The 15,071-nt window shown below is 62.5% G+C and carries 14 protein-coding genes; 8 read left to right on the plus strand and 6 right to left on the minus strand.

Going from position 1 to position 15,071, the window contains the following annotated elements; translation table 11 throughout:
• A partial coding sequence (locus GSQ75_RS07990) for a group II truncated hemoglobin (RefSeq protein WP_158754512.1) occupies positions 1-359 on the plus strand: 359 nt, incomplete at its 5' end.
• A 61-nt stretch (positions 360-420) separates the two neighbouring features.
• Positions 421-876, plus strand: coding sequence for a GNAT family N-acetyltransferase (locus GSQ75_RS07995; RefSeq protein WP_158754036.1), 456 nt, complete (start codon positions 421-423; stop codon positions 874-876).
• 63 nt (positions 877-939) lie between these two features.
• Here GSQ75_RS07995 and GSQ75_RS08000 read toward each other — a convergent pair whose 3' ends face one another.
• Positions 940-2,277 carry an MFS transporter gene (locus GSQ75_RS08000; protein WP_158754037.1) on the minus strand — a complete coding sequence of 446 codons (1,338 nt, stop codon included), beginning with the start codon at positions 2,275-2,277 and terminating at the stop codon, positions 940-942.
• A gap of 27 nt (positions 2,278-2,304) precedes the next feature.
• Between GSQ75_RS08000 and cyoA the strand changes: the two genes are divergently transcribed.
• Genes cyoA through GSQ75_RS08025 form a run of 5 tightly spaced genes read left to right on the plus strand, consistent with a single transcriptional unit; the run spans position 2,305 to position 7,399 of the window.
• Positions 2,305-3,453, plus strand: a complete 1,149-nt coding sequence (gene cyoA, locus GSQ75_RS08005; protein ID WP_254058498.1) for a ubiquinol oxidase subunit II — start codon at positions 2,305-2,307, stop codon at positions 3,451-3,453.
• Between the two features lie 48 nt (positions 3,454-3,501).
• Complete coding sequence (cyoB, locus tag GSQ75_RS08010; RefSeq protein ID WP_158754038.1) at positions 3,502-5,505, plus strand: cytochrome o ubiquinol oxidase subunit I; 2,004 nt, start codon at positions 3,502-3,504, stop codon at positions 5,503-5,505.
• Between the two features lie 13 nt (positions 5,506-5,518).
• Entirely contained in the window at positions 5,519-6,136 is a 618-nt protein-coding gene (gene cyoC / locus GSQ75_RS08015) for a cytochrome o ubiquinol oxidase subunit III (protein WP_254058519.1), read from the plus strand.
• On the plus strand, positions 6,133-6,525 hold the full coding sequence (gene cyoD / locus GSQ75_RS08020; protein ID WP_158754040.1) for a cytochrome o ubiquinol oxidase subunit IV: 393 nt from the start codon (positions 6,133-6,135) through the stop codon (positions 6,523-6,525). The genes cyoC and cyoD overlap by 4 nt, the downstream gene beginning before the upstream one ends.
• A gap of 34 nt (positions 6,526-6,559) precedes the next feature.
• Complete coding sequence (locus GSQ75_RS08025) at positions 6,560-7,399, plus strand: SURF1 family protein (protein WP_158754041.1); 840 nt, start codon at positions 6,560-6,562, stop codon at positions 7,397-7,399.
• A 42-nt stretch (positions 7,400-7,441) separates the two neighbouring features.
• On the opposite strand, the gene ppk1 is transcribed toward GSQ75_RS08025, so the two are convergent.
• Together ppk1 and GSQ75_RS08035 are read right to left on the minus strand one after the other, a co-directional pair.
• Positions 7,442-9,607, minus strand: a complete 2,166-nt coding sequence (gene ppk1 / locus GSQ75_RS08030; RefSeq protein ID WP_158754042.1) for a polyphosphate kinase 1 — start codon at positions 9,605-9,607, stop codon at positions 7,442-7,444.
• A gap of 197 nt (positions 9,608-9,804) precedes the next feature.
• Positions 9,805-10,605 (minus strand): helix-turn-helix transcriptional regulator, encoded by an 801-nt coding sequence (locus tag GSQ75_RS08035; RefSeq protein ID WP_158754043.1) that lies wholly within the window; start codon positions 10,603-10,605, stop codon positions 9,805-9,807.
• 133 nt (positions 10,606-10,738) lie between these two features.
• Between GSQ75_RS08035 and GSQ75_RS08040 the strand changes: the two genes are divergently transcribed.
• Positions 10,739-11,977, plus strand: coding sequence for an MFS transporter (locus GSQ75_RS08040; protein WP_158754044.1), 1,239 nt, complete (start codon positions 10,739-10,741; stop codon positions 11,975-11,977).
• A 186-nt stretch (positions 11,978-12,163) separates the two neighbouring features.
• Here GSQ75_RS08040 and murB read toward each other — a convergent pair whose 3' ends face one another.
• The 3 genes from murB to GSQ75_RS08055 are packed head-to-tail and all read right to left on the minus strand — an operon-like array spanning position 12,164 to position 15,071.
• A complete protein-coding gene (murB, locus tag GSQ75_RS08045; RefSeq protein WP_158754515.1) occupies positions 12,164-13,252 on the minus strand; it encodes a UDP-N-acetylmuramate dehydrogenase in 1,089 nt (362 codons plus the stop codon).
• 10 nt (positions 13,253-13,262) lie between these two features.
• Positions 13,263-14,300, minus strand: coding sequence for a quinone-dependent dihydroorotate dehydrogenase (locus GSQ75_RS08050; protein ID WP_158754045.1), 1,038 nt, complete (start codon positions 14,298-14,300; stop codon positions 13,263-13,265).
• Between the two features lie 3 nt (positions 14,301-14,303).
• Positions 14,304-15,071: a class I SAM-dependent methyltransferase gene (locus GSQ75_RS08055; RefSeq protein ID WP_158754046.1), complete on the minus strand. Its 768-nt coding sequence runs from the start codon at positions 15,069-15,071 to the stop codon at positions 14,304-14,306.

The raw sequence follows: 15,071 nt of genomic DNA on the forward strand, positions 1-15,071 counted from the left end.
CTATCTTTGCGCACATGGGCGCAGATCATCCGAGTCACGTCGCCGCTTTTCTAGCAGAGGTCTTTGGCGGTCCAGACACGTACTCCACACAGCATGGCGGTCATCCGCACATGATTCAGCAACATCTCAACCGCCACCTAAGTCAAGATCAGAGGCGACGCTGGGTGGGGCTACTGCTGGAAACAGCGGACGAGCTTGGCATGCCGGATGATCCAGAGTTCCGCTCTGCGTTGGTCGGTTATTTAGAGTGGGGTTCTCGCTTGGCAGTCATCAATTCGCAGCCGGGTGCTACCGCGGACAAGGATGCACCAATGCCAAAATGGGGTTGGGGTGAGGTCAAAGGGCCGTATACGGGCTGAGCATACATATATGGACTAACAAATCATTCAAGCCAAAGCGTTAGCTTGAGGTGCAGACCCCATGGAAATCCGTGTAGATGATTTGAGCAGCCCGGCGGTTATCCAGTTGTTGCGCGAGCATTTGCAAGGCATGGCCCTGCACTCTCCGCCAGAGAGTATTCATGCGCTTGACCTCGATGCCCTGCGTCAGCCGGAAATCACCTTCTGGGCGGTGTGGCAGAACGCTGAATTGATGGGGTGTGGCGCGATCAAGCAACTTGACGCCCTGCATGGCGAGATCAAGTCGATGCGTACGGCCTCGTCCCACCTGCGCAAGGGCGTTGCGGCACTCCTTATGCGGCATATTCTGAAAGAGGCGCAGCGCCGCTCATATCGCCGACTGAGTCTGGAAACCGGCTCCGCCGAGGCCTTCACACCGGCTCACCGCCTCTATGCCAGTTTTGGGTTCAAGGCTTGCGGCCCGTTTGCTGACTACGTGGAAGATCCGTTCAGTGTATTCATGACAAGAGAAATGTAGTGACGGCACGAGGCCGACAACGCTTAAGCTTTGGCATCGCAACTGGGCACGGCGATCGCAGTGTCAGTCGCGCTCCGCCAGCGCACGATTGACCCGCAGCGCCACCATCGTGCAAGCCGCACCGGAAAGCAGGTAAGCGCTCACGGCCACCAACCCGAACCGGGATGACAACCCAAGTGCGACCAGCGGCGCGAATCCGGCGCCGATAAGCCAAGCGAAGTCGGAGGTCAGCGCGGCGCCGGTATAGCGGAAACGGGGCCCGAAATTCGACGTGACACTGCCGGCCGCTTGGCCATACGACAGACCCAGCAGCGCGAATCCGACCAGGATGAACGCGTCCTGCGCCGCGCGGCTGCCCCCCAGCAGCCAGGGTGCGAAGAGGCTGAAGATACCGATCAGGACGGCCAGCGAACCGAGCGTGGTGCGCCGGCCGATGCGGTCGGCGATGAATCCGGAGGCGATCGTGCCGAGGATACCTACCACGGCGCCGACGATCTGCACCACGAGCACATTGTCGACGGATTGCGTTGTACCCAGCACGATCCACGACAACGGAAAGACCGTGACGAGGTGGAACAGCGCATAGCTCGCCAACGATGCGAAGGCACCGAGGAAGATGTTGTAGCCCTGCGCGCGGAATATTTCGATGAAGCCGATCGGCTCCAGTTCGCGTTCTTCCAGCAGCTTGGTGTATTCCTCGGTCACCACCAGGCGCAGACGCGCGAACAAGGCCACCACGTTGATCGCGAACGCGACGAAGAAGGGATAGCGCCAGCCCCAGTCGAGGAAGTCGTCGCTGGAGAGGTTGGTGTGCAGGAACAGGAACAGCGCACTGGCGATCATGAAACCGATCGGTGCACCCAGCTGACCCAGCATCGCGTACCAGCCACGGCGCCCGGGAGGGGTGTTCAGGGCCAGCAGGGACGGCAGGCCATCCCAGGAGCCGCCCAGTGCCACACCCTGGAGAAAACGGAAAATCGCCAGCAGCGCGATGGCGCGGCCGCCGAGTGCCTCATAACCTGGCAGAAATGCCATGCCCACCGTCGCGGTACCCAGCAGGAACAGCGCTGCGGTGAGCTTCGTGCCGCGACTCCAGCGTCGCTGCAATGACATGAATAGCGTGGTGCCGATCGGGCGCGCGATAAACGCCAGCGAAAAGATCACGAACGAGAGCAGCATGCCGTCCAGACGGGTCTCGAACGGGAAGAACACCGAGGGAAAGACCAGCACGCAGGCAATCCCGAACACAAAGAAATCGAAATATTCGGAGGCCCGCCCAATCACGACGCCGATAGCGATCTCGCCCGGCGCGACTTGCGCATGGTCCGCATGAAGAGGCCTGACGCCGTCCGCGATGACGCCGGGCGAAGAGGGGTGATGTTCCGGAAATGTGCTCGACATCGTCGTTACTCGGGGATGGATGAGGACGTGGCGCGCATAGCATCGCACCGTGGCGTCTCCGCGACCATGGGACAAAATGTCCTCTTCCGGTCGCGCACGGATCGGCGTACCTTTTCAGCGCTCTCCCCTCTGGTTCCGTCGCCGGTCATGTCCATCAAGGCTCTCCGCGGGCTGTTACTGCCTGCCGTTGCTGTACTGACGGGTTGTAATACCGTGCTCATGTCGCCCTCTGGTGACGTCGCGCTGCAGCAGCGCGACCTGATCGTCACCTCCACGCTGTTGATGTTGATCATCATTGTGCCGGTGATTGCGCTGACCTTGCTGTTCGCCTGGCGCTACCGGGCGTCCAACAAGGCCGCCGCTTACGATCCGGAATGGGATCATTCCACCATGCTCGAGTTGCTGATCTGGTCGGCGCCGTTGCTGATCATCATTGCACTGGGGGCGCTGACCTGGGTCAGCACGCACAAGCTGGACCCGTACCGCCCGCTCGATCGCCTCTCCGCGGGGCATCCGGTGCCAACAGGCGTCAAGCCGCTGACCGTCGACGTGGTCGCGCTCGACTGGAAGTGGCTGTTCATCTATCCCGAACAAGGCATCGCCACGGTGAACGAGGTGGCGGCGCCGGTGGACCGGCCGATCGAGTTCAAGATAACCGCCTCGACCGTGATGAATTCGTTCTTCATCCCGGCCCTGGCCGGCCAGATCTACGCCATGCCCGGCATGGAAACCAAGCTGCAGGCGGTCATCAACAAGCCCGGTGACTTCGAGGGCTTTTCGGCCAATTACAGCGGCGCGGGCTTTTCCGGCATGCGCTTCACGTTCCGCGGGATGAGCGAAGACCAATTCGCGCAGTGGGTCCAGCAGGCGAAGGCGGGGGGGGCCTTGAATCGCGAGCAGTACCTGGAGCTTGCCCATCCCAGCGAGAACGACCCGGTAAGCCGCTACGCCAGCGTGGCGCCAGGGCTGTTCGAGACGATCGTCGATGGCTGCGTGCGCCCGGATGCCGTGTGCATCGACGGCATGGCCGCCCCAAGCGCCGGTGCTGCTAACAACATGCCTGCGATGAGCGAACACCCGATGAGCACGATGACGTCGGCGAAGGACAGCACCGGGCACTCCTCTGCCAGCGAGGCCGATACCACAGCCGCCATGCCTGCGAGTCGTCCGCTATGACATGCCTTCCCGACCTTTTGCGCTGTGCTCCACGTTCCGGTACCCACGATGTCTAAGTCCCCCGACCTCACCACGCTGATTTTCGGCCGTCTTACCTGGGACGCGATCCCGCTGCATGTGCCGATCCTGCTGTGGACCTTCATCGCGGTGATGCTCGGTGCCGTGGCGGTGCTTGGCGCGCTGACATATTTCCGTCTGTGGGGCTATCTGTGGCGCGAGTGGTTCACCAGCATCGACCACAAGAAGATCGGCATCATGTACATCGTGCTCGGCCTGGTGATGCTGCTGCGCGGATTTGCCGACGCGATCATGATGCGCCTGCAGCAGGCCATTTCCTTCGGCCATTCGGTGGGCTATCTGCCGCCGGAGCACTACGACCAGATCTTCACCGCGCACGGCGTGATCATGATCCTGTTCGTGGCGATGCCGCTGGTCACCGGCATCATGAATTATGTGGTGCCGCTGCAGATCGGTGCGCGCGATGTGGCGTTCCCGTTCCTCAATAATTTCAGCTTCTGGATGACTACCGCCGGCGCGCTGCTGGTAATGATGTCGCTGTTCGTCGGCGAATTCGCGCGCACCGGCTGGCTGGCGTATCCGCCGCTTTCCGGCATCGCGCAAAGTCCGGATGTCGGGGTGGATTACTACATCTGGGCGCTGCAGATTGCCGGCGTCGGCACCTTGCTGTCGGGCATCAATCTGCTGGTGACGATCGTGAAGATGCGTGCGCCCGGCATGCGCCTGATGAAGATGCCGATGTTCGTCTGGACGGCGCTGTGCACCAACGTATTGATCGTTGCCGCGTTTCCGGTACTGACGGCCGTGCTCGCCCTGCTGGCACTGGACCGCTACGTGGGCACCAATTTCTTCACCACGGTGCTTGGCGGCAACGCCATGATGTACGTGAACCTGATCTGGATCTGGGGTCACCCGGAGGTCTATATCCTGATCCTGCCTGCGTTCGGCATTTTTTCCGAGGTGGTCCCCACCTTCAGTCGCAAGCGCCTGTTCGGTTATGCCTCGATGGTGTACGCGTCGGTGGTGATCACGGTACTGGCCTATCTCGTTTGGCTGCACCATTTCTTCACGATGGGTTCGGGCGCCAGTGTGAATTCGTTTTTCGGCATCACCACGATGATCATCTCGATCCCCACGGGTGCGAAACTCTTCAACTGGCTGTTCACCATGTACCGCGGCCGCATCACTTTCGAAGTGCCGATGCTGTGGACGATTGCATTCATGGTGACGTTCACGCTCGGCGGCATGACCGGCGTGATGCTGGCAGTGCCGCCGGCGGACTTTGCCCTGCACAACAGCTTGTTCCTGGTTGCGCACTTCCATAACGTGATCATCGGCGGCGTGCTGTTCGGCCTGTTTGCCGGCATCAATTTCTGGTTCCCGAAGGCATTCGGTTTCAGGCTCGATCCGTTCTGGGGCAAGTGCTCGTTCTGGTTCTGGGTGACCGGTTTCTATTTCGCCTTCATGCCGCTGTACGTGCTCGGCATGATGGGCGTGACGCGACGCCTGAGCCACTTTGACGATCCGTCGCTGCAGATCTGGTTCCAGATCGCGGCCTTCGGCGCCGTCCTGATCGCGCTGGGTATCCTGTGCATGCTCATCCAGTTCTATGTCAGCTTCCGTCGGCGCGAAGCGTTGCGCGACCACACCGGCGATCCGTGGGATGCCCGCACGCTGGAATGGTCCACGTCCTCGCCGCCGCCGGTATACAACTTCGCGTTCACGCCGCAGATCCATGACACCGACGCGTGGTGGCAGATGAAGCAGCACAACTACCGCCGGCCAGTGGACGGGTTCCTCGCCATCCACATGCCGAAGAATACCGGCGCGGGCATCATCCTCGCCGGCATCAGCATGGTGTTCGGCTTTGCCATGATCTGGCATATGTGGCTGCTGGTCGCGCTGTCGTTCCTCGCACTGCTGGTGGTGGCGATCGGCCACACCTTCAACTACGAGCGTGATTACTACATCCCGGCCGACGAAGTGACCCGCGTCGAGGCGTTGCGTACGGAGCAGTTAGCCAGCCATGTCTGATACATCACTCGCCATGACCGGCGATGCCGGTGCGCCCGAAGAACTCCGCTTCTACGTGGCGGAAGAACATCATCCTGAAAACGGCACGCTGCTGGGCTTCTGGCTGTACCTGATGAGCGACTGCCTCATCTTCGCCTGCCTGTTCGCCGCCTACGGCGTGCTGGGCCGAAGCTACGCCGGAGGCCCCACCGGCGCGGAGGTTCTCGAACTGCCCGCCGTGGCGGTCAACACCTCGTTGCTGCTGCTGTCGTCAATCACCTACGGCTTTGCCATGCTGGAGATGCAGCGCAACCGTCAGCGCGGGACGCTGATCTGGCTGGCGGTTACGGGCTTGCTCGGCGCCGGCTTCATCGGCTTGGAGTTGCGCGAATTTGCGCACCTGATCGCGCTGGGCGACGGACCGCAACGCAGCGCCTTCCTGTCGTCGTTCTTTACCCTGGTCGGCACGCACGGACTGCACGTGACGTTCGGCATCGTCTGGCTGGTTACCTTGATGGTGCAGATCCGCAAGAAGGGTCTGATTTCCGCCAACAAGCGCCGGCTGATGTGCCTGTCGATGTTCTGGCACTTCCTGGATGTGGTGTGGATCGGTGTGTTCAGCTTTGTCTATCTGATGGGAGTGTTGCCATGAGCGCGCACACCGATGTCCAGCACGGCCATGATGACGAGCATGACCATGACGATGGTGCCAGCCATGCCACGCTGCGGGGCTATCTCACCGGCTTCGTGCTTGCTGCCATCCTGACCATCATCCCGTTCTGGCTGGTGATGAGCGGCGGGTTCGAAAAATCCAGCACGACGGCCATCGTGGTGCTGGCTTTTGCCACGGTGCAGATCGTCGTGCACGTGATCTATTTCCTGCACATGGACACCAAGTCGCAGGGCGGCTGGAACATGCTGGCGCTCATCTTCACGCTGGTGCTGGTCGTGATCACGCTGAGCGGATCGATCTGGATCATGTACCACCTCAACCACAACATGATGCCGTCGATGATGCAGGATCCAAGGAACCTGCCTTGATCTTGCGAAAGCGCAGTACGGTCACCGCTGGACCATGCCCCCGGTAGCAAACGCGCGATCGCCGGATGACGCCGAGCGTGGTCCGCGTGGCCCGTTTGCGCTGACCCTGCTGGTGATCCTTGCGGCTGTGCTGTTCTTCGGATTCGTCGCCTTAGGAACGTGGCAAGTCGAACGCCGCGCGTGGAAGCTCGATCTGATCGCCCGGGTTGACCAGCGGGTGCATGCACCGGCGACCGCGGCACCTGGGCCTGAGCAGTGGTCGCAAGTAACCGCCGCCACGGACGAGTACTTGCATGTGCGCCTGACCGGTGTTTTCCTGCACGATCGCCAGACCCTGGTCTGGGCGAGTACGGATGCGGGCAACGGCTTCTGGGTACTCACCCCCTTGCGCACCGCAGGCGGCACCACAGTCCTGGTCAACCGCGGCTTCGTGCCAACTGACTGGTGTGGCCGCACGGGACGGTGTGCCGCAGGGCCGACCGGCGAAACGACGGTCAACGGGCTGTTACGCATGCCCGAGACGTATGCCTTCCTGCGCCATAACGACCCTGCGCATGATCGCTGGTATTCGCGTGACGTGCAGGCGATCGCTGCCGCCCGCGGATTGACCAGTGTCGCGCCCTACTTCGTCGATGCGGATGCCGCCCTGACCGGCGCGTCCGGCAGCAACGCGTCATGGCCCGAAGGCGGTCTGACGGTGATTGATTTCCCCAACAATCATCTCGTCTACCTGATTACCTGGTATCTGCTCGCCCTGATGGTGGCTGTCGGCACCTGGTATGTGGGCCGCACCGAATACCGCCTGCGTCGTCGTGCGCGCAATGTTGCAGCTACGGCCGTGGCATCCAGCTCACCGCCTTCCGTCGTACCCTGACGCGCCGGCGCTATCGCAGCGTGAGGCTTGCCTGATTTGCCATCAGCCGCGGGCGCCCACGGTCCCGCACAGTTTTTCCAGCAACTCGGCCTGTACGTCGCGCGCAGGCTCGCCTTTGGCCACGGGTGGGCGCAGGTACTGGCCATCGGCCTGCAGCAGCGACGCACTGGTATTGTCGGCGAGGTAAAGTCCCAGCGCGTTGTGCACGCGTTGCTGCAGCTTCTTGCCTTCGATCGGGAACGCACTCTCGACGCGGCGATCGAGGTTGCGTTCCATCAGGTCGGCGCTGGACAGGTACATCTGCGGATCGCCGTCGTTGGCGAACCAGTAGACCCGGCTGTGCTCGAGGAAGCGTCCAATGATCGAACGCACCCGGATATTTTCGGAGACACCTTCCATACCGGGACGCAGGCAGCAGACGCCGCGCACGATCAGGTCGATCTGCACGCCGGCGATGCTGGCCTTGTACAGCGCGCGGATCACCTTCGGCTCGGTCAGTGCATTGACCTTGATGATGATCTGCGCCGGCTTGCCTGCCGCCGCATGCGCGGTCTCGCGCGCGATCAGCTCGAGCAGCGCCTTCTTCAGCGTGAACGGTGCATGCAGCAGCTTCTTCATGCGCAGTACCTTGCCCATGCCGGTGAGCTGGCTGAACAGCTTGTGCACGTCCTCGCACAAGGCCTCGTCCGAGGTAAGCAGGCTGTAATCGGTATACAGCCGCGCATTGCCGGTGTGGTAGTTGCCGGTACCCATGTGTGCGTAGCGCACCAGCTCGCTGCCCTCGCGACGCTGGATCAGCATCAGCTTGGCGTGTGTCTTGATGCCGACCACGCCGTAGATCACCATCGCACCAGCCTGTTGCAGGCGCGAGGCGAGCGTGAGGTTGGACTCCTCGTCGAAGCGCGCGCGCAGCTCGACTACGGCCGTCACTTCCTTGCCGGCACGCGCCGCGTCGACCAGCGCATCGACGATTTCCGAATTCGCGTTGGTGCGGTACAAGGTCTGCTTGATCGCCAGCACCTGCGGGTCCTTCGCCGCCTGGCGCAGCAAATCCACTACCGGCGAAAACGATTCATAAGGATGCAGCAGCAGCACGTCCTGCTTGCTGATCACCTGGAACAGATCCTCGACGTGCTTGAGCGCCTTGGGCAGCACCGGAGTGAACGGCGGATATTGCAGCTGCGGATAACCCGCCTCACTGGCGATGCGGAACAAGCGTGCCAGGTTCACCGGGCCGTTCACCTCGTATAGCTCCGACTCTGCCAGACCGAACTGCTTGAGCAGATAGTCAGCCAGATCTCGAGGACAATTGTCGGCCACCTCCAGTCGCACCGCGTCGCCGAAGCGGCGCGAGTACAGTTCGCCGCGCAGCGCCAGCGCCAGATCCTCGACGTCCTCGGGATCGAGCGTGAGGTCGGCGTTGCGGGTCAACCGGAACTGATAGCAGCCGAGCACCTGCATGCCGGGAAACAGTTCTTCCGCATGCGCATGGATCATCGAGGACAGCAGTACGTAGTTGTCACCACCCTCGCAGATTTCCTGCGGCAAGCGAATCAATCGCGGCAGCACGCGCGGGGCGGGCACGATCGCCAGGCCGGAATCGCGGCCGAACGCATCGACGCCATCCAGCCGCACGATGAAGTTCAGGCTCTTGTTGACCAGCAACGGGAACGGATGGGTCGGGTCGAGCCCAATCGGCGTGATCAGCGGCGCCACTTCCTCGCGGAAATAGCGACGCACCCACAGCTTCTGCTTGTGCGTCCACTGAGTGCGACGGACGATGCGGATGCCGTGCGCAACCAGTTCCGGCAGGATGCGCTCGTTGAGGATCGCGTACTGCCGTTCGATTTGCTTGTGCGCGATCTCGCTGATCTCGGCCAGCGCGCGGCGTGGCGAGATGCCATCCGGCCCGATCAGCTCGTGATCCAGTGCGACCTGGCCTTTCAGACCAGCGACGCGGATCTCGAAGAACTCGTCCATGTTGCGCGAGAAGATCAACAGGAACTTCAGTCGCTCCAGTAGCGGCGTGCGCTCGTCCAGCGCCTGATCCAGCACACGGATGTTGAATTGCAGCTGCGACAGCTCGCGGTGGATGTACAGCCGGTTGTCGCCGAGATCCACCGTCGGCGCTGCGGATGGCAACGCATCGTTGGCGGCGGGCGCAGAGGCGTCGGCGGGCAAGCTATCGCGGATGATGCGGCTGTTCATTGGTACAAATCCATGATCCAGTCAGGAAGGTCGTGCGTCCGGGAGACCGTTATATCAACAGGCATGGTAACCCGCTGTCTGCATGGTCGCGGTGATATGACAGGGCGAACTCAGGGCCTGCTCAGCTTGGCATCCCACTTTGACAGGCCGGTGACCGGGGCGGCAGGCCTTACGATCGCCGCCATTCGCGCGCGCGCTCACACGTCGGCACCGGTGTGAGCGATGCGCTCGCGCAACGCCAGATAACGACTGGGCGCGGCACCAAGGACCCGCCGGAACGCCGCGGTGAACGCGCTGGCGCTGCTGTAACCCAGATCGACCGCGACCTGGGTGATCGATTCGCCACCACCCAGCCGGGTCAGCGCGGCCAGCAGGCAGGCCTGCTGGCGCCATGCACTGAAACTCATGCCGGTCTGCTGGCGGAACAAACGGGTGAAGCTGCGGCGGCTCATGCCGGCCTTGTGCGCCATCGCGTCGATGTCGATTTCCAATGCCGGCGCCGCGATCAGGGCGCGGCACAGGCGGGCCAGCCGCGGATCACGCGGCAGCGGCGTATTCAACGCGAGCGCCGGCATCACGGCGATCTCGTCCAGCAGCAGCGCCATCACCCGGCCGTCGCGACCATCCAGCGTGTACTCGGCCGGCAGATCCACCGCCTCCAGCAGCAAGGCATGCAGCAGCAGCGAAACCCCGATCACACGGCAATGCGGCGGCAGCTGCCCGGCAGCCTTATCCCTCACATAAGCGCTGCGGGTGGACACCGCACCGCTCATGCGCACCTCGTGCGCGACCCCGGCAGGAATCCACAACGCGCGGCGCGGCGGTACCACCCAGCTGCCTTCGTCGGTGATCACCGTGACCACGCCGGTGGCCGCGTACAGCAGCTGGCCGCGCTTGTGGGCGTGCCGGGGCAAGACGTAATGCGGCAGATAGTCGTTGCCGGTAATCACGACATCGCGCGGGGTGTCTTCGTAGTGGGTGACGCGTGTATTGCGCATGGTAAACGGGAGTTGGCCCGAATTCGACAGTATTTGACCCACTGATGCATGCGGGCCGACGCCACCCACTCTAAAGTGACGGTCTTGGCGGTGCAATACGCGCCAGAGACTTCCCTATCCCCGAGAGTTTTCCATGGATACCCGCGTCGACGAGGCAAGTTTGCCGATTCAACCGATGACGACTCCAGTGCAGCACGCCGATGGCACCGCCTTCGGCGTGCTTGGCGGCATCAGCTTCGCGCACATGCTCAACGACATGATCCAGTCGCTGATCCTGGCGATCTATCCGATCCTGAAAAGCGATTTCCACCTGAGCTTTGCCCAGGTCGGCCTGATCACCCTGACCTACCAGCTGACCGCCTCGATGCTGCAACCGCTGGTCGGCATGGTCACCGACCGCCGGCCGATGCCGTATTCGTTGCCGGGGGGCATGGGCTTCACCCTGTGCGGCCTGTTGCTGCTGGCGGTGGCGCCGAATTTTCCGATCCTGCTGGTAGCCGCCGCACTGGTCGGCACCGGCTCGTCCATCTTCCATCCGGAATCCTCGCGGGTGGCGCGGATGGCTTCGGGTGGCCGACATGGCCTGGCGCAGTCGCTGTTCCAGGTCGGTGGCAACACCGGCTCGTCGCTGGGACCGCTGCTGGCTGCGTGGATCATCGTGCCGTACGGGCGCGGCAGCGTAGCGTGGTTCTCGCTGGCGGCGCTGCTGGCGATCGTGGTGCTGCTACAGGTTGGCCGCTGGTATGCGCAGCATCACGTCGCGCGCAGCAAGTCGGCGGCGCGACATCTGACCGTGGTGGCGCTGTCGCGCAACCAGATCATCGGTGCACTGGCAATCCTCGGCCTGCTGATCTTCTCCAAGTATTTCTACCTGGCCAGCCTCAGCAGCTATTACACCTTCTACCTGATCCACAAGTTCGGCCTCTCGGTGCAAAGCGCACAGGTGCATCTGTTCGTGTTCCTGTTCGCGGTGGCCGCCGGCTCGCTGATCGGCGGCCCGATCGGCGACCGCATCGGACGCAAGTGGGTGATCTGGGTATCGATCCTCGGCGTGGCGCCTTTCACCCTGCTGCTACCGCACGCGAACCTGATGTGGACCGGCGTGCTGACGGTGATCATCGGCCTGATCCTGGCCTCGGCGTTCTCGGCGATCCTGGTCTACGCGCAGGAACTGATTCCTGGCCGGGTCGGCATGATCTCCGGTTTGTTCTTCGGCTTCGCGTTCGGCATGGGCGGCATCGGTGCCGCCGTACTCGGCGGGCTGGCGGATGCGCATGGCATCGAGTACGTCTACCGGTTGTGTGCGTATCTGCCGTTGATGGGATTGATTACGGTGTTTTTGCCCAATATCGAGAAGCGGGCTCACGCCTGAGATTTGTTGCGAGTATGACTTCGACAAGCCTCGGACCAACCCGTTTTTGTCGTCGTCCCGGCGCAGGCCGGGATTGCGTCACAACGACGGCATCACGGCTGACGAGCATCGCCATGATGCAGCAATTGCCAGCCTCGCTATTGCAAGCGAGTCCGGCCTGCGCCGGAATGACGACATTGGGAAGTTTCAGAGTGCGCCGATGACTACCGGCTCTGGCTCCAGCGCAACGCCGAATTTTTCGCGTACCCCGTGTATCACCTGTTGCGCCAGCGCCCACAGTTGCGGCCCTGTCGCCTCCCCATGATTGACCAGCACCAGCGCATGCCGATTGGAGATGCCGGCATCACCTTCACGGACACCCTTGAAACCGGCGGCCTCGATCATCCAGGCGGCGGATACTTTGCAACGGCCGTCCGGCTGCGGCCACGCAGCCAGTCCGGCATGTTCGCGCTTGAGTGCATCCGCCAGCGCAGCGTCGAGAATCGGATTCTTGAAGAAGCTGCCCGCGTTGCCGATCACCATCGGATCAGGCAGTTTGCTGGTGCGCAAGTGCACCACAGCTTCGGCCACGTGGAACGGTGCGGGCTTGTCCACGCCCATCCGTGCCAGTTGCTCGTTGATGCCGGCGTAGTCGGTGCGTAGCGGACGGCTGCGCGGCAGCACGAAGCGCACGGCGGTGACGATGTAACGGCCGGGCTCATGCTTGAACAGCGAGTCGCGATAAGCGAACGCACAGGTCGCATGATCGAGCGTCACCACGCGACGTTCGCGGATATCCCATGCTTCCACACTTTCGATGAACTCAGCCACTTCGCAACCATAGGCACCGATGTTCTGGATCGGTGCAGCACCAACGGTGCCGGGTATCAGGATCAGGTTTTCCAGGCCGGCGTAGCCCTGGCCCAGGGTCCAGCGCACGAAGTCGTCCCATCGCTCGCCGGCGGCCACGGCGATGCGTGCACTGTCGCCATCGCTTTCCACTTGGACGCCACTTGTGGCAAGCGTCTCGACATGGACGCCACTTGTGGCAAGCGTCTCGACATGGACGCCACGGGTTTCCATCGCCAGCACCGTGCCGTCGAAATCGTTGGTGAACAGCACGTTGCTACCCTCGCCCAGCACCAGCAAACGCCCGTTGCGCACGGCGGGAAAGTCGAGCAGCTCGGGCAACTTGCTGGCATCGCGGATCTCCGCCAACAGCTTCGCCCTTGCGGCCACGCGCAACGTGTTGCGGTTGGCCAGCGAGGCGTTTTCGATGAGCGTATAGCCGCCCATGTCCGTGCGTTCAGGCAACATTTGCAGCCTCGCGCTGGCGGCGGAGCTCGTTGACGCATTCGCCGATCAGATGCGGCCCACGGTAGATCAGGCCCGAATAGACCTGTACCAGCAAGGCGCCTGCATCGATCTTCTCAGCCGCATTACTGCCTTCAAGGATGCCACCCACGCCGATCAACGGAATGCGCCCCTGCAGGCGCTTATGCATGCCGGCCAATACCGCGGTGGAGCGCTCGAACAGCGGCCTGCCGGACAAGCCGCCGGTTTCGCCACCACGCGGATCGTCGGCGACGGCGGCATGGTCGATCGTGGTATTGCTGCAGATCACGCCATCGATGCCGGTACTCAGCAGCACTTCGGCAATCGCATCCAGCTCGGCCTCGGTGAGATCCGGCGCGATCTTCAACAGCATCGGCTTGCGCCGGCCATGCTGCGAACCGAGTCGTTCCTGCGCCTCACGCAGGACCGAGATGAAGCGGCGCAGCATGGCTTCTTCCTGCAGGTCGCGCAGGCCCTGGGTATTCGGTGAGGAAATATTGACGGTGATGTAACTGGCGTGTTCGTACACGCGAGTGAGACAGGTGAGGTAATCGTTGACAGCCTTCTCGTTCGGCGTGTCCTTGTTCTTGCCGATGTTGATGCCGAGCACGCCGTGATAGCCGGACTGTTGCACGTTGCGCACCAGGGCCTCGACACCACCATTGTTGAAGCCGAGCCGGTTGATGATTCCCTCGTGCTGCGGCAGTCGGAACATGCGCGGTTTGTCGTTGCCCGGCTGCGGCAGCGGCGTCACCGTGCCGACTTCGATGAAGCCGAACCCGAGCGCGTTGAGCGCGTCGAGGTGTTCGGCATTCTTGTCCAGTCCAGCAGCGAGCCCGACCGGATTCGGAAACGTGATGCCAAATGCCGTCGTTGGCAAATCCGCCGGTGGCTTGGCGATCCACTGCGCGAAATTACTGCGCTGGGCCACGCCCAGCCCGTACAGGGTGACGTGATGCGCGGTTTCAGGATCGAGCTTGAACAGCAGCGGACGCAGGTAGTCGTACATGGATCAGGCCATATGTCCGGCAAAGATGCGGGTGTCGTAATCGAAGCTTACCGTGCCGTGCTCGGCGCAGGCGTCGAACAGTTCGCGCAGCGCATGCAGCATCGGCTCATGTTTGGGATGACCGGCCTGCGGCGCATAGGACGAGGACATCAGCCTTCCGCGCAGGGCCTCGAAATCCAGCCGCTGGCCATGCTCGAAGCTAGCGCTGCCACGATAACCGTCACCGAACCAGGCGTGCATCCGCGCATCGTCCGCATAACGCTCGGCGACGCTGGTGTAGTCAGTACCATAAGCCTGCAGAAGCGCTTCGTAGCCTTCGAGAAAGCGCGTACCGATCAGCCGGCGCGAATTCCACCAGATCGCTGCCAGCCCGCTTGGCCGCAGGATGCGCGAGAACTCGCGCCGCGTCGCCTCCTCGTCGAACCAGTGGAACGCCTGCGCCACTGTGGCCAGATCCACGCTGGCATCGGCAAGTCCCGTTGCAGTCGCGGTGCCGTCGACCGCATGAAATCCATCGTAGGCATGCAGCCACTGTTCGGCCGCCGCGCGCATTGGCGCGTTCGGCTCCACCGCCGTCACGCGATAACCGGCATCGAGAAACATCTTCGACGAGATGCCGGTACCCGCGCCGATATCGGCCACCCGCCAACTACGATCGACGCCTAGCTCGCGCTGTAGCCATTCAAGCAACGCCACTGGATAGTCCGGCCGGTAGCGCACGTAGTCGTCGACGCGATCGCTGAAACGCGCAGTGGAATGCAGGTCGCTCAT

The sequence above is a fragment of the Dyella sp. S184 genome (assembly GCF_009766065.1).
In the GTDB taxonomy this organism is placed as follows: Bacteria; Pseudomonadota; Gammaproteobacteria; order Xanthomonadales; family Rhodanobacteraceae; genus Rhodanobacter.

What these genes read in the sequence shown, in the direction of transcription:
- GSQ75_RS08035 (WP_158754043.1), bottom strand. Translation starts at nt 10,605, where the DNA reads ATGCGCAATACACGCGTCACCCACTACGAAGACACCCCGCGCGATGTC.
- cyoC (WP_254058519.1), top strand. Translation starts at nt 5,519, where the DNA reads ATGACCGGCGATGCCGGTGCGCCCGAAGAACTCCGCTTCTACGTGGCG.
- GSQ75_RS08050 (WP_158754045.1), bottom strand. Translation starts at nt 14,300, where the DNA reads ATGTACGACTACCTGCGTCCGCTGCTGTTCAAGCTCGATCCTGAAACC.
- ppk1 (WP_158754042.1), bottom strand. Translation starts at nt 9,607, where the DNA reads ATGAACAGCCGCATCATCCGCGATAGCTTGCCCGCCGACGCCTCTGCG.
- GSQ75_RS07995 (WP_158754036.1), top strand. Translation starts at nt 421, where the DNA reads ATGGAAATCCGTGTAGATGATTTGAGCAGCCCGGCGGTTATCCAGTTG.
- murB (WP_158754515.1), bottom strand. Translation starts at nt 13,252, where the DNA reads ATGGGCGGCTATACGCTCATCGAAAACGCCTCGCTGGCCAACCGCAAC.
- cyoB (WP_158754038.1), top strand. Translation starts at nt 3,502, where the DNA reads ATGTCTAAGTCCCCCGACCTCACCACGCTGATTTTCGGCCGTCTTACC.
- GSQ75_RS08055 (WP_158754046.1), bottom strand. Translation starts at nt 15,071, where the DNA reads ATGAGCGACCTGCATTCCACTGCGCGTTTCAGCGATCGCGTCGACGAC.
- GSQ75_RS08040 (WP_158754044.1), top strand. Translation starts at nt 10,739, where the DNA reads ATGGATACCCGCGTCGACGAGGCAAGTTTGCCGATTCAACCGATGACG.
- GSQ75_RS08025 (WP_158754041.1), top strand. Translation starts at nt 6,560, where the DNA reads ATGCCCCCGGTAGCAAACGCGCGATCGCCGGATGACGCCGAGCGTGGT.
- cyoD (WP_158754040.1), top strand. Translation starts at nt 6,133, where the DNA reads ATGAGCGCGCACACCGATGTCCAGCACGGCCATGATGACGAGCATGAC.
- GSQ75_RS08000 (WP_158754037.1), bottom strand. Translation starts at nt 2,277, where the DNA reads ATGTCGAGCACATTTCCGGAACATCACCCCTCTTCGCCCGGCGTCATC.